Annotated in this window: 12 protein-coding genes and 1 pseudogene; 10 read left to right on the top strand and 3 right to left on the bottom strand. The window is 39.7% G+C overall.

All coding sequences use genetic code 11. The annotated features are described in order from the left end of the window. The 3 genes and pseudogenes from DBU79_RS06135 to DBU79_RS06125 all read right to left on the bottom strand — a co-directional run. Positions 1 to 314 (bottom strand): annotated as a pseudogene (locus DBU79_RS06135) (glycosyltransferase family 10 domain-containing protein); the annotation flags it as partial. A 43-nt stretch (positions 315 to 357) separates the two neighbouring features. Then, positions 358 to 981, bottom strand: coding sequence for a phosphoserine phosphatase SerB (gene serB, locus DBU79_RS06130; protein ID WP_154411872.1), 624 nt, complete (start codon positions 979 to 981; stop codon positions 358 to 360). Positions 982 to 996: 15 nt separating this feature from the next. Beyond that, complete coding sequence (locus DBU79_RS06125; protein WP_000949215.1) at positions 997 to 1,500, bottom strand: ferritin; 504 nt, start codon at positions 1,498 to 1,500, stop codon at positions 997 to 999. Positions 1,501 to 1,811: 311 nt separating this feature from the next. Here DBU79_RS06125 and mqnE point away from each other — a divergent pair, with 311 nt between their 5' ends. The 10 genes from mqnE to aroC all read left to right on the top strand — a co-directional run bounded on the left by mqnE (position 1,812) and on the right by aroC (position 14,045). Continuing rightward, positions 1,812 to 2,894 (top strand): aminofutalosine synthase MqnE, encoded by a 1,083-nt coding sequence (gene mqnE / locus DBU79_RS06120; RefSeq protein ID WP_000346634.1) that lies wholly within the window; start codon positions 1,812 to 1,814, stop codon positions 2,892 to 2,894. A gap of 82 nt (positions 2,895 to 2,976) precedes the next feature. Further along, a complete protein-coding gene (gene bamA / locus DBU79_RS06115) occupies positions 2,977 to 5,712 on the top strand; it encodes an outer membrane protein assembly factor BamA (protein ID WP_154411871.1) in 2,736 nt (911 codons plus the stop codon). A gap of 1 nt (position 5,713) precedes the next feature. Then, positions 5,714 to 6,775: a dehypoxanthine futalosine cyclase gene (locus DBU79_RS06110; protein WP_001873862.1), complete on the top strand. Its 1,062-nt coding sequence runs from the start codon at positions 5,714 to 5,716 to the stop codon at positions 6,773 to 6,775. Positions 6,776 to 6,780: 5 nt separating this feature from the next. After that, positions 6,781 to 8,082, top strand: a complete 1,302-nt coding sequence (locus DBU79_RS06105; RefSeq protein ID WP_154411870.1) for a M16 family metallopeptidase — start codon at positions 6,781 to 6,783, stop codon at positions 8,080 to 8,082. After that, entirely contained in the window at positions 8,082 to 9,506 is a 1,425-nt protein-coding gene (gatB, locus tag DBU79_RS06100) for an Asp-tRNA(Asn)/Glu-tRNA(Gln) amidotransferase subunit GatB (RefSeq protein WP_195834240.1), read from the top strand. Before DBU79_RS06105 ends, gatB begins: the two co-directional genes overlap by 1 nt. After that, positions 9,506 to 10,768: a SurA N-terminal domain-containing protein gene (locus DBU79_RS06095; protein ID WP_154411868.1), complete on the top strand. Its 1,263-nt coding sequence runs from the start codon at positions 9,506 to 9,508 to the stop codon at positions 10,766 to 10,768. Before gatB ends, DBU79_RS06095 begins: the two co-directional genes overlap by 1 nt. Positions 10,769 to 10,778: 10 nt before the next feature. Then, positions 10,779 to 11,789 carry a tetratricopeptide repeat protein gene (locus tag DBU79_RS06090; RefSeq protein WP_154411867.1) on the top strand — a complete coding sequence of 337 codons (1,011 nt, stop codon included), beginning with the start codon at positions 10,779 to 10,781 and terminating at the stop codon, positions 11,787 to 11,789. Continuing rightward, a complete protein-coding gene (gene rnhA / locus DBU79_RS06085) occupies positions 11,790 to 12,221 on the top strand; it encodes a ribonuclease HI (protein WP_001155405.1) in 432 nt (143 codons plus the stop codon). Between the two features lie 10 nt (positions 12,222 to 12,231). Beyond that, the gene (gene rnc / locus DBU79_RS06080) at positions 12,232 to 12,951 is read left to right on the top strand and encodes a ribonuclease III (RefSeq protein WP_167599618.1); all 720 of its coding nucleotides are present in this window, start codon (positions 12,232 to 12,234) and stop codon (positions 12,949 to 12,951) included. Continuing rightward, positions 12,948 to 14,045 (top strand): chorismate synthase, encoded by a 1,098-nt coding sequence (aroC, locus tag DBU79_RS06075; RefSeq protein WP_154411866.1) that lies wholly within the window; start codon positions 12,948 to 12,950, stop codon positions 14,043 to 14,045. Before rnc ends, aroC begins: the two co-directional genes overlap by 4 nt. The last annotated feature ends 9 nt before the right edge of the window (positions 14,046 to 14,054 follow it).

Raw genomic sequence — 14,054 nt, 5'->3', positions numbered from 1 at the left:
AAGAGGTTGAAATTAGGGACTTCGTTCTCACCGGTGTAAAACACTCTTTTAGTGTTTTGATAGGATAAGATTTTTCTGGCTGATCCAAGGGGGTTACCAAAAACGATGTCCGCAGGTTTATCAGGGTTTCGGTGTAAAGTGATTGTGTAATGCTGGCTTAAAATGAAATGTAAAATAAATTTTTTTCTAAACCCTTTGCTTTCTTTTTTATCCAAAGGCCACCAATTGGCTAGGGCTGCATTTAATGGGGGCTTATGGGCTGTCTCTTCTATTTGGGTGCTGTCTATATAAGCGTCTAATAGGGGCTGGAACATGGCTATCCTTATGATTTAAAGGAATATTTTACAAAAAAATTTTTTAAATCAAAGGCTTGATTAGGGCTAAATCAGGCTCATTGATGCAATGCGTGGCGTGTTGTTTTAAAATCTCTTTAGCGTTGAAAGCGATTTTGATGTGGGCATGTTTGAACATGCTCAAGTCATTCGCTCCATCGCCCACGACTAAAGTGCGCGTTTTACTGATATTTAACAAGCGTTGTAAGGAAAGGAGCATTTCGCCTTTAGAGTGTGAAAACATCATATGCCCGGTAACCAAACCGTTTAAGGCGCCATTTTCCACCATCAGCGTGTTACTGAAAGCCGCATCTAAATTTAATAAATCCCTGTAATAATTCGTCGCTAGATCAAAGCCTCCGCTGAAGCAAACCACCTTGTAATTTTTCTCTTTTAAGGCGCTAACAAGCTCAAGCGCTCCTTCAAATAAAGGCAGACTTTCACAAACTTCTTTGGCTAGTTTTAAGGGCATGTTTTTGAGTTTAGAAACCCTTAAAATAAGACTTTTATGAAAGTCTGTTTCGCCATTCATGGCTTGTGAAGTGATTTTTCTCACTTCATCAAAAACCCCCCACGCTTTCGCTAAAGACTCAATCGTCTCAGCATTGACTAGCGTGGAGTCAAAATCAAAAACGGCTAGTTTTTGCACTCAATGACCCTAAAATTAAGATTTCCTGCTTTTAGCGATCCCTTTGATATACTGATCAGCCAAATACAAGCCATGGTTTTCATTACCAATCAACTCAATTTTATCCAAAATATCCTTGAAAAGCACCTCTTCTTCATGCTGTTCAGACACATACCATTGCAAGAAATTGAAAGTCGCATGATCTTTGTTTTTTATGGCGTGATCAACGATATTGTTAATAGACTCGCTGATGTGTTGCTCATGTTCATAGGCTTTTTGGAAAATTTGAGTCAAACTTTCAAACTTATGCTCAGGCGCACTGATGCTAGTCAATTGCACAGGCACATTGTTTTCATTCAAGAAGACGATAAGCTTTTTAGCATGCTCGTATTCTTCAGCCGCATGGTCAAATAAGAAAAGCCCCGCGCCATCTAAGCTATGGGTATAGCACCAAGAACTCATGCTCATATACAAGTTGGAAGAGTTCATTTCCTTATTCACTTGTTCGTTTAGCAACTTAATGATGTCTTTTGATAACATAGTATCTCCTTTGTGTTGGTTTAAGTTGTCCCATAATTATAGCATAAATGATAATGAAAAAGTAAACAAGAGTATGAAAATTTTTAAAAACTTACAAAAATGAGAAAGAACACCAGCTAATGGCCAGCTAATGGCTTGACAGAGCTTAGATTTATCATAAAAATCCTTTTAATGAGAATTAGGTAAAAAAGGGGTTGGCACCAATTAGGGGGTTAAAGGGGGGGTATTATTATATAATTAATGTATAAAAAGCATTCTTAAATCTAAAAATGCTACAATGTTTATTTTTAAAACGAAAGGGCAATTCAACCATGGACTTTTTAGAAAAAGTATTAGACAATCAAGTGACTGAAAGTAAGGAATTAGTGAGGCTTTATGATTATGATTTATACACGCTAGGGGAAGTAGCGGATCGCATGCGCCAGAACATGCACCAAAAAATCGTGTATTTTAATGTCAATAGGCATTTAAACCCTAGCAATATTTGCGCGGACGCTTGCAAATTTTGCGCTTTTTCAGCCCACAGAAAAAACCCTAACCCTTATGAAATGAGCTTAGAAGAAATCCTAGAAAAGGTTAAAAATTCCTACAATAAGGGGATTAAAGAAGTCCATATCGTGAGCGCTCATAACCCTAATTACTCTTATGAATGGTATTTAAAGGTGTTTGAAACCATTAAGCAAGAAATGCCTAATTTGCATTTAAAGGCCATGACCGCTGCAGAAGTGCATTTTTTAAGCGCTAAATTCAACAAACCTTTTGAATTGGTGCTAGAAGACATGCTCAAAGCTGGGGTGGATTCCATGCCTGGTGGGGGAGCGGAGATTTTTGATGAAGAGATCAGGCGTAAAATCTGTAATGGTAAGGTGGGATCTTCTCGGTGGTTAGAAATCCATGCTTATTGGCACAAATTAGGCAAAATGAGTAACGCTACCATGCTTTTTGGGCATATTGAAAATAAAATCCATCGCATCGATCACATGCTAAGAATTAAAAAAATCCAAAGCCCTAAAGATAAAGTAGAAAATAAAGAAGGGGGCTTTAACGCTTTTATCCCTTTATTGTATCAAAAAGAAAACAATTATTTGAAAGTGGAAAAATCCCCTAGCGCGATAGAAATCTTAAAAACCATCGCCATATCTCGCATTCTTTTAAATAATATCCCCCACATTAAAGCTTATTGGGCGACTTTGGGCTTGAATTTAGCTTTAGTGGCTCAAGAATTTGGCGCTAACGATTTAGACGGCACGATAGAGATAGAGAGCATTCAAAGCGCAGCAGGCGCGAAGAGCCGGCATGGTTTAGAAAAAGAAGATTTGATATTTAAAATCAAGGACGCTGGTTTTGTTGCGGTAGAAAGGGATAGTTTGTATAATTTTATACAAAAATTTTAATAATCTTTAGCGTTTTTAAGAATGATTAGTTATAATAACGCTACTAACAACACTCAAGCTAAAATCTATTAAGGAAATCAGTATTAAAAAATTAATTCTATCTTCTCTTGTTTTCGCATGTATCAATACCAGCGTTGAGGCTTTAGAAAATGACGGCTCTAAACCAAACGATTTGACTCCACCAAAAGAAGCCTCTCAAGAATCTCAAAAAAATGAGACTCAAAGAAATGAGGCTCAAAACGAAACCTCTCAATCAAGTCAAACGCCTAAAGAAATGAAAGTCAAGTCCGTTTCCTATATTGGGCTTTCTTACATGTCTGACATGCTTGCTAATGAGATTGTAAAGATTCGTGTGGGTGATATTGTGGATTCTAAAAAAATAGACACCGCTGTTTTGGCTTTGTTCAATCAAGGGTATTTTAAAGATGTTTATGCCACTTTTGAGGGCGGCATATTAGAGTTTCATTTTGATGAAAAAGCTAGAATTGCCGGGGTAGAAATCAAGGGTTATGGGACTGAAAAAGAAAAAGACGGCTTAAAATCCCAAATGGGGATCAAAAAGGGCGACACCTTTGATGAGCAAAAATTAGAGCATGCTAAAACGGCTTTAAAAACCGCTTTAGAGGGGCAGGGCTATTATGGGAGCGTGGTGGAGGTGCGCACCCAAAAGGTCAGTGAGGGCGCGTTATTAATCGTGTTTGATGTGAATAGGGGGGATAGTATTTATATCAAACAATCCATTTATGAGGGAAGCGCGAAATTAAAACGCCGCATGATTGAATCTTTGAGCGCAAACAAGCAACGAGATTTCATGGGCTGGATGTGGGGCTTGAATGATGGGAAATTGCGTTTAGATCAATTAGAATACGATTCTTTGCGTATCCAAGATGTGTATATGCGTAGGGGTTACTTAGACGCTCATATTTCTTCGCCTTTTTTGAAAACGGATTTTTCTACCCATGACGCTAAGCTTCATTATAAAGTCAAAGAAGGAATCCAATACAGGATTTCAGACATTTTAATAGAGATTGACAACCCGGTAGTCCCCTTAAAAACCTTAGAAAAAGCGCTTAAAGTTAAAAGAAAAGATGTCTTTAATATTGAGCATTTAAGAGCGGATGCGCAAATTTTAAAAACCGAAATCGCCGATAAGGGTTATGCGTTTGCGGTGGTGAAGCCAGACTTGGATAAAGATGAAAAAAACGGGCTTGTGAAAGTCATTTATCGTATTGAAGTGGGCGATATGGTGTATATCAATGATGTCATCATTTCAGGAAATCAGCGCACAAGCGATAGGATCATCAGAAGGGAGTTATTGTTAGGGCCTAAGGATAAATACAACTTGACCAAATTGAGAAATTCCGAAAATTCTTTAAGGCGTTTAGGATTCTTCTCTAAAGTCAAAATTGAAGAAAAAAGGGTGAATAGCTCGCTTATGGATTTGTTAGTGAGTGTAGAAGAGGGGCGCACCGGGCAGTTGCAATTTGGGTTAGGCTATGGCTCTTATGGAGGGCTTATGCTTAATGGGAGCGTGAGCGAAAGAAACCTTTTTGGCACAGGACAAAGCATGAGTTTGTATGCTAACATTGCTACAGGGGGGGGCAGATCTTATCCGGGCATGCCAAGAGGAGCGGGGCGTATGTTTGCTGGGAATTTGAGCTTGACTAATCCAAGGATTTTTGACAGCTGGTATAGCTCTACGATCAATCTTTATGCGGATTATAGGATAAGCTACCAATATGTCCAACAAGGCGGGGGCTTTGGGGTGAATGTCGGGCGCATGCTGGGTAACAGAACCCATGTGAGCTTAGGGTATAACTTGAATGTTACCAAACTCCTTGGTTTCAGTAGCCCTTTATACAACCGCTACTATTCCTCTGTTAATGAAGTGGTCGCTCCAAGGCAATGTTCTACCCCCGCATCGGTGATTATCAATCGCTTATCAGGCGGTAGAACTCCCTTACAACCTGAAAATTGTTCTAACCCTGGAGCGATCACCACTTCACCAGAAATAAAAGGTATTTGGGATAGGGATTACCATACGCCTATCACCAGCTCTTTCACTCTTGATGTGAGCTATGACAACACCGATGATTATTATTTCCCTAGAAATGGGGTTATCTTTAGCTCCTATGCGACGATGTCTGGCTTGCCAAGCTCTGGTACGCTCAATTCTTGGAACGGGTTAGGCGGGAATGTCCGTAACACTAAAGTCTATGGTAAATTTGCCGCTTACCACCATTTGCAAAAATATTTATTGATAGATTTGATCGCTCGCTTTAAAACGCAAGGAGGCTATATCTTTAGGTATAACACCGATGATTACTTGCCCTTAAACTCCACCTTCTACATGGGGGGCGTAACCACGGTGAGAGGCTTTAGGAACGGATCGGTTACGCCTAAAGATGAGTTTGGCTTGTGGCTTGGAGGCGATGGGATCTTCACCGCTTCTACAGAATTGAGCTATGGGGTGTTAAAAGCGGCTAAAATGCGTTTAGCTTGGTTTTTTGACTTTGGTTTCTTGACCTTTAAAACCCCAACTAGGGGGAGCTTCTTCTATAACGCTCCCTTCACAACAGCGAATTTTAAAGATTATGGCGTTATAGGGGCTGGGTTTGAAAGAGCGACTTGGAGGGCTTCTACAGGCTTACAGATTGAATGGATTTCGCCCATGGGGCCTTTAGTGTTGATTTTCCCTATAGCGTTTTTCAACCAATGGGGCGATGGCAATGGCAAGAAATGTAAAGGGCTATGCTTCAACCCCAACATGGACGATTACACGCAACACTTTGAATTTTCTATGGGAACAAGGTTTTAAAATGCGCATCAACAGAGAAGAAATTTTGGATTTAATGAAAAACGCGCCCTTGAAAGAATTAGGGCAAAGGGCTTTGAGGGTAAAGCAACGCTTGCACCCTGAAAACTTGACGACTTTTATTGTGGATAGGAATATCAATTACACCAATATTTGTTTTGTGGATTGCAAGTTTTGTGCGTTCAAACGCACCTTAAAAGAAAAAGACGCCTATGTGTTGAGCTATGAAGAAATTGATCAAAAGATTGAAGAATTGCTCGCTATTGGCGGCACGCAGATCCTTTTTCAAGGGGGGGTGCACCCGCAGCTCAAAATAGACTATTATGAAAATTTAGTCAGCCATATCGCTCAAAAATTCCCCACCATTACCATTCATGGTTTTAGCGCGGTTGAAATTGATTACATTTCTAAAATCTCTAAATTGTCTTTAAAAGAAGTTTTAGAAAGGTTGAAAAACGCCGGGTTAAGTTCCATTCCAGGAGCGGGAGCAGAAATATTAAGCGATAGGGTGCGCGATGTCATTGCTCCTAAAAAATTGAGTAGTGATCGGTGGATTGAAGTGCATAGAATGGCGCATCTTTGTGGGATTAAAAGCACGGCTACCATGATGTTTGGGAGCGTGGATAATGAAGAAGATGTAATAGAGCATCTACAAAGGGTGCGCGATTTGCAAGATGAAACCGGCGGCTTTAGGGCTTTTATTTTATGGAGTTTTCAGCCCAACAACACCCCCTTAAAAGAAGAAATCCCAAGCATTAAAAAAGCGAGTTCCAATCGGTATTTACGCTATTTGGCATGCAGTAGGATTTTTTTGGATAACATTCAAAACATACAAAGTTCATGGGTTACTCAAGGCTCTATGATAGGGCAGTTAGCCTTATTGTTTGGAGCGAATGATTTAGGGAGTGTGATGATGGAAGAAAATGTCGTGAAAGCGGCCGGGACGAGTTTTTGCATGAATGAAGCGGAAATGATAGAGCTTATTGAAGACATTGGGAGCGTGGCGGCTAAACGAAACACCGCTTATGAAATTTTAAAGCGTTATCCGGCTAAAGCAAAGGTATAAAGAGCATGAAAAAATTTTTAATCACTTTATTATTAGGAGTTTTTATGGGGTTACAAGCGAGCGCTTTGACACACCAAGAAATCAATCAAGCTAAAGTCCCTGTGATTTATGAAGAAAACCATTTATTGCCTATGGGGTTTATCCATTTAGCTTTTAGAGGGGGTGGGAGCTTAAGCGATAAAGATCAGTTGGGTTTGGCGAAATTATTCGCACAAGTTTTAAACGAAGGCACTAAAGAGCTTGGTGCGGTGGGGTTTGCGCAACTTTTAGAGCAAAAAGCGATCAGTTTGAATGTGGATACCAGCACAGAAGATTTGCAAATCACTTTAGAATTTTTAAAAGAATACGAAGATGAAGCCATCATGCGCTTAAAAGAGCTTTTGAAATCCCCTAACTTCACGCAAAGCGCTTTAGAAAAAGTCAAAACCCAAATGTTGGCCGTGCTTTTACAAAAAGAAAGCGATTTTGACTATTTGGCTAAATTGACTTTAAAGCAAGAACTTTTTGCTAACACCCCTTTAGCTAACGCAGCCTTAGGCACTAAAGAGAGTCTCCAAAAAATCAAGCTAGAGGATTTGAAACAGCAATTTTCTAAGGTCTTTGAACTCAATAAGCTCGTGGTGGTGCTTGGGGGCGATTTGAAAATCGATCAAACCCTTAAGCGTTTAGATAACGCTCTTAATTTCTTGCCGCAAGGTAAAGCGTATGAAGAGCCTTATTTTGAAACGAGCGATAAAAAAAGCGAAAAAGTCCTCTATAAAGACACTGAGCAGGCTTTCGTGTATTTTGGCGCGCCCTTTAAAATCAAGGATTTAAAACAGGATTTAGCGAAATCTAAAGTCATGATGTTTGTGCTTGGGGGGGGGTTTGGCTCTCGTTTGATGGAAAAAATCAGGGTTCAAGAGGGCTTGGCTTATAGCGTGTATATCCGCTCTAATTTTTCTAAAGTGGCGCATTTTGCGAGCGGGTATTTGCAAACCAAGCTCAGCACTCAAGCTAAAAGCGTTGCCTTAGTTAAAAAAATTGTTAAAGAATTTATAGAAAAAGGCATGACGCAACAAGAATTAGACGACGCTAAAAAGTTTTTACTAGGCTCTGAGCCTTTAAGGAATGAAACGATCTCTAGCCGCTTGAACACCACTTACAATTATTTTTATTTAGGTTTGCCTTTAAATTTCAACCAAACGCTCTTAGATCAAATCCAAAAAATGAGTTTGAAAGAGATCAATGATTTCATTAAAGCGCACACCGAGATCAATGATTTGACTTTTGCCATTGTGAGCAATAAAAAGAGTAAGGACAAATGATGCCATTTGAAGCTGTAATCGGGCTAGAAGTCCATGTCCAACTCAACACCAAAACCAAAATCTTTTGCTCTTGCTCTACAAGCTTTGGAGAAACCCCCAATTCTAACACCTGCCCTGTGTGTTTGGGCTTACCGGGAGCTTTACCGGTATTGAATAAAGAAGTGGTTAAAAAAGCCATCCAATTAGGCACAGCCATTGAAGCCAATATCAACCAGTATTCCATTTTTGCGAGGAAAAATTACTTTTACCCTGATTTGCCTAAGGCTTATCAAATTTCGCAGTTTGAAGTCCCCATTGTGAGCGATGGGAAGTTAGAGATTGACACCAAAGAGGGCGCAAAAATCGTGCGCATTGAAAGAGCCCACATGGAAGAAGACGCCGGTAAAAATATCCATGAGGGCAGTTATTCTTTGGTGGATTTGAACCGCGCTTGCACCCCTTTATTAGAGATTGTCAGCAAGCCGGACATGAAAAATAGTGAAGAAGCCATAGCGTATTTGAAAAAGCTCCATGCTATCGTGCGTTTTATAGGGATTTCTGATGCAAACATGCAAGAGGGGAATTTCAGGTGCGATGCGAATGTATCCATTAGACCTAAGGGCGATGAAAAGCTTTACACGAGAGTGGAGATTAAAAACCTAAATAGCTTTAGATTCATTGCTAAAGCGATTGAATACGAAATAGAGCGCCAAAGCGCGGCGTGGGAAAGCGGGCGTTATAATGAAGAGGTGGTTCAAGAAACGCGCCTTTTTGACACCGCCAAAGGGATCACCCTTTCTATGCGCAATAAAGAAGAGTCAGCGGATTACCGCTATTTTAAAGATCCGGATTTGTATCCTGTTTTTATTGATGAAAAACTTTTAAAAGAATCTCAAAAGATCAATGAATTGCCGGGTGCGAAAAAAATCCGTTACATGAAAGATTTTAACCTTAAAGAAGACGATGCGAATTTATTGGTGAGCGATCCTTTATTGGCGGAGTATTTTGAAAGCATGCTCAATCTTGGGGTTAAGGCTAAAACGAGCGTGACATGGCTTTGTGTGGAATTATTAGGACGCTTGAAGGCCGAGATCACTTTAGAAAATTGCGGAGTTAGCGCTCATGCGTTAGGCGCTTTAGCCAAACGCATTGATGAGGGCAAGATTTCGGGTAAGAGCGCTAAAGATGTGTTAGACAGGCTTTTAGAAGAGCAAGGGGGCGATGTGGATGCGCTCATTGAACAAATGGGCTTGTCTCAAGTCAATGACACAGAAGCGATTGTCAAAGTGGTAGAAGAGGTGCTTAAAAACAACGCTGATAAGGTGCTTGAATACAAAAGCGGTAAGGACAAGCTTTTTGGGTTTTTTGTAGGGCAAGCGATGAAAAATCTAAAAGGCGCTAATCCTGGCGTGGTGAATGCTATTTTGAAAGAGAAATTGGGTTGATGAGGAAAATTTTTTCTTATGTTTTGAAGGCTTTGTTGTTTATTAGGATCGTTTATGCAGAGCCGGAATCTAAAGTGGAAGCCTTAGAAGGGAGGAAGCAAGAGTCTTCTTTGGATAAAAAAATCCGCCAAGAATTGAAGAATAAGGATTTGAAGAATAAGGATTTGAAGAATAAAAAAGAAGAAAAGAAAAACCCCGAAGAAAAGAAAGAAACAAAAGCCAAGAGAAAGCCCAGGGCGGAAGTCCATCATGGGGATGCCAAAAATCCCACTCAAAAAATAACGCCTTCTAAAATCAAAGAGGGTGCTAAAGGGGTTCAAAATCAAGGCACGCAAAATCAAGGCGTTCAAAATAATGTGCCAAAACTTGAAGAAAAAGAGACAACCTCTCAAACTCTTGAAAAAAATAAGGGGACAAGCCCTGGCTCTCAATTCAATTCTATTTTTGGTAATCCTAATGGCGCTGCTAACAACACCCTTGAAGATAAGGTCGTAGGGGGCATTTCTTTGCTCGTTAATGGCTCGCCTATCACGCTGTATCAAATCCAAGAAGAGCAAGAAAAATCTAAAGTGAGCAAAGCTCAAGCTAGGGATCGTTTGATTGCGGAGCGCATTAAAAACCAAGAAATTGAGCGCTTAAAAATCCATGTAGATGATGACAAGCTGGACCAAGAAATGGCGATGATGGCGCAACAGCAAGGCATGGATTTAGACCATTTCAAACAAATGCTTATGGCTGAGGGGCATTATAAACTCTATAGAGATCAGCTTAAGGAGCATTTAGAAATGCAAGAATTGTTGCGTAATATCTTACTCACCAATGTGGATACCAGCTCTGAAACCAAAATGCGCGAATATTATAACAAACACAAGGAGCAATTCAGTATCCCCACAGAAATAGAAACCGTGCGCTACACTTCCACCAATCAAGAAGATTTAGAAAGGGCTATGGCAGATCCTAATTTGGAAATTCCAGGGGTGAGTAAGGCCAATGAAAAAATAGAGATGAAAACCTTAAACCCTCAAATCGCTCAAGTCTTTATTTCGCATGAGCAAGGATCTTTCACGCCCGTTATGAATGGGGGTGGGGGGCAGTTCATCACTTTTTATATCAAGGAAAAAAAGGGTAAAAACGAAGTGAGCTTCAGTCAAGCCAAGCAATTCATCGCCCAAAAATTAGTGGAAGAATCTAAAGATAAGATTTTAGAAGAGCATTTTGAAAAATTGCGCGTTAAGTCTAGGATTGTGATGATTAGAGAGTGATTTTTAGATTGTGCAACACTTCAATTTCCTCTATAAAGATTCTTTATTTTCTATCGCTTTATTCACTTTCATTATCGCTCTTGTGATTTTATTAGAACAGGCTAGAGCGTATTTCACCCGAAAGAGAAACAAAAAATTTTTACAAAAATTCGCCCAAAATCAAAACGCCTATGCGAGCAGTGAGAATTTAGACGAGCTTTTAAAGCATGCTAAAATTTCTAGTTTGATGTTTTTAGCCAGGGCGTATTCTAAAATTGCTGACATAGAAATGAGTATTGAAATTTTAAAGGGGCTTTTGAATCGCCCCTTAAAAGATGAAGAAAAAATCGCTGTTTTAGATTTATTAGCTGAAAATTATTTTAGTGTGGGGTATTTGCAAAAAATAAAAGACACCGTGAAAGAAATTTTGCGCTTTTCCCCAAGGAATGTGGAAGCGTTATTGAAACTTTTGCATGCGTATGAATTAGAAAAAGACTATTCAAAGGCTTTAGAGACTTTGGAATGTTTGGAAGAATTAGAAGTGCCTGAAATTGAAACGATTAAAAATTATCTTTATCTCATGCATTTAATAGAGAATAAGGAAGATGCGGCTAAAATCTTGCATGTTTCAAAAGCGTCGTTAGATTTGAAAAAAATCGCTTTAAATTATTTAAAATCTTATGATGAAAAGCTTTTTTGGCAAGAAATTGATGCAACCGAACGGCTAGAAAATGTGATCGATCTTTTATGGGATATGAATATCCCTGCTTTCATTTTAGAAAAACACGCCCTTTTGCAAGACATCGCGCGATCCCAAGGGCTGCTTTTGGATCACAAACCTTGCCAAGTTTTTGAATTAGAGGTTTTACGCGCTCTATTGTATAGCCCTATGAAAGCGCGTCTGACTTTTGAATACCGCTGCAAGCATTGCAAACAAATCTTTCCTTTTGAAAGCCATAGGTGCCCTGTGTGTTACCAGTTAGCGTTTATGGATATGGTGCTTAAAATTTCTAAAGAAACGCATGCTATGGGAGTGGATTAAATGCAAGAAATTGAAATTTTTTGCGATGGTTCTTCTTTAGGTAATCCTGGGCCAGGCGGTTATGCGGCGATTTTACGCTATAAAGATAAAGAAAAAATCATCAGTGGGGGCGAACATTTCACCACGAATAACCGCATGGAATTAAGAGCGCTCAATGAAGCGTTAAAAATCTTGAAACGCCCATGCCATATCACGCTTTATAGCGATTCGCAATACGTGTGCCAAGCGATCAATGTGTGGCTGATTAACTGGCAAAAAAAGAATTTTTCTAAAGTTAAAAATGTGGATTTATGGAAAGAATTTTTAAAAGTCTCTAAAGGGCATTCTATTGTGGCTGTTTGGATCAAGGGGCATAACGGGCATGCTGAGAATGAACGATGCGATAGCCTCGCTAAATTAGAGGCGCAAAAACGGGTCAAAACGACCACTTAAAGGGAAAATGATGAAAAACAAACGCTCTCAAAACAGCCCTTATACAACGCCTAATAACCCTTATACAACGCTAGAAAAAGCTTTAGGGTATTCTTTTAAAGACAAGCGTTTATTAGAGCAAGCCTTAACGCATAAATCATGCAAACTCGCTTTAAACAATGAGCGCTTAGAATTTTTGGGCGATGCGGTGTTGGGCTTGGTGATAGGGGAGTTGCTATACCATAAATTCTATCAATACGATGAGGGCAAACTCTCTAAATTAAGGGCTTCTATTGTGAGTGCGCATGGTTTTACGAAATTAGCGAAAGCGATTGCTTTACAGGATTATTTGCGCGTTTCTTCTTCTGAAGAAATTTCTAATGGGAGGGAAAAACCCTCTATTCTGTCAAGCGCTTTTGAGGCTTTAATGGCTGGGGTGTATTTGGAAGCAGGGTTAGCTAAGGTGCGTAAAATCATACAAAAATTACTCAATCGCGCTTACAAGCGTTTGGATTTGGAGCATTTGTTTATGGACTATAAAACCGCCTTACAGGAATTGACCCAAGCGCAATTTTGCGTGATCCCTTCGTACCAATTACTCAAAGAAAAAGGCCCCGATCACCATAAAGAATTTGAAATGGCTCTATACATTCAAGATAAAATGTATGCGACCGCTAAAGGCAAGAGTAAAAAAGAAGCCGAACAGCAATGCGCTTATCAAGCGCTTCAAAAACTTAAGGAAGCCAAATGAACACTTTGGGGCGTTTTTTGAGGCTCACGACTTTTGGGGAATCGCATGGGGATATGATAGGGGGGGTATTAGACGGCATGCCTAGCGGGATTAAAATAGACTATGACTTATTAGAAAATGAAATGAAGCGCCGCCAAGGGGGGAGGAATGTTTTCACTACGCCACGAAAAGAAGACGATAAGGTGGAAATAACAAGCGGGGTTTTTGAAGATTTTAGCACAGGGACGCCCATAGGGTTTTTAATCCACAACCAAAGGGCTAGGAGCAAGGATTACGATAACATTAAAAACCTTTTCAGGCCTAGCCATGCGGATTTCACTTATTTTCATAAATACGGCATCAGAGATTTTAGGGGTGGAGGGAGGAGTTCGGCCAGAGAGAGCGCTATAAGAGTGGCTGCTGGGGCGTTTGCTAAAATGCTTTTAAGAGAAATTGGTATTGTTTGTGAAAGCGGGATTATTAAAATTGGGGGCATTGAAGCCAAAAATTACGATTTTAATCACGCCTTAAAAAGCGAGATTTTTGCCCTAGACAAAGAACAAGAAGAAGCGCAAAAAACAGCCATTCAAAACGCTATCAAAAACCACGATAGCATAGGGGGCGTGGCTTTGATTAGAGCAAGGAGTGTAAAAACAAATCAAAAGCTCCCCATTGGCTTAGGTCAAGGGCTATACGCTAAATTAGACGCTAAAATCGCTGAAGCGATGATGGGGCTTAATGGGGTGAAAGCGGTTGAAATAGGCAAGGGGGTAGAAAGCTCTTTATTAAAAGGCTCAGAGTATAATGATTTAATAAATCAAAAAGGGTTTTTGAGCAATCGTAGTGGGGGGGTTTTAGGGGGCATGAGCAATGGGGAAGAAATTATTATAAGAGTGCATTTCAAACCCACGCCAAGCATTTTCCAACCTCAACAAACCATAGATATTAATAATAATGAATGCGAATGCTTGTTAAAAGGCAGGCATGATCCTTGCATTGCGATTAGAGGGAGCGTGGTGTGCGAGAGTTTGCTTTCATTGGTGTTAGCTGATATGGTATTACTCAATTTGACTTCAAAAATAGAGTATTTAAAAACGATTTATAATGAGAATTAAACGAAATTG

This window comes from Helicobacter pylori (assembly GCF_009689985.1).
Classification (GTDB): Bacteria; Campylobacterota; Campylobacteria; order Campylobacterales; family Helicobacteraceae; genus Helicobacter; species Helicobacter pylori_CG.
Note: the sequence above shows the minus strand (reverse complement) of the source record. Positions and strands in the feature narration are given on the sequence as shown.

Coding starts and splice junctions, on each gene's coding strand:
- DBU79_RS06125 (WP_000949215.1), bottom strand. CDS start 1,500: ATGTTATCAAAAGACATCATTAAGTTGCTAAACGAACAAGTGAATAAG.
- mqnE (WP_000346634.1), top strand. CDS start 1,812: ATGGACTTTTTAGAAAAAGTATTAGACAATCAAGTGACTGAAAGTAAG.
- DBU79_RS06110 (WP_001873862.1), top strand. CDS start 5,714: ATGCGCATCAACAGAGAAGAAATTTTGGATTTAATGAAAAACGCGCCC.
- DBU79_RS06105 (WP_154411870.1), top strand. CDS start 6,781: ATGAAAAAATTTTTAATCACTTTATTATTAGGAGTTTTTATGGGGTTA.
- gatB (WP_195834240.1), top strand. CDS start 8,082: ATGCCATTTGAAGCTGTAATCGGGCTAGAAGTCCATGTCCAACTCAAC.
- DBU79_RS06095 (WP_154411868.1), top strand. CDS start 9,506: ATGAGGAAAATTTTTTCTTATGTTTTGAAGGCTTTGTTGTTTATTAGG.
- rnhA (WP_001155405.1), top strand. CDS start 11,790: ATGCAAGAAATTGAAATTTTTTGCGATGGTTCTTCTTTAGGTAATCCT.
- rnc (WP_167599618.1), top strand. CDS start 12,232: ATGAAAAACAAACGCTCTCAAAACAGCCCTTATACAACGCCTAATAAC.
- aroC (WP_154411866.1), top strand. CDS start 12,948: ATGAACACTTTGGGGCGTTTTTTGAGGCTCACGACTTTTGGGGAATCG.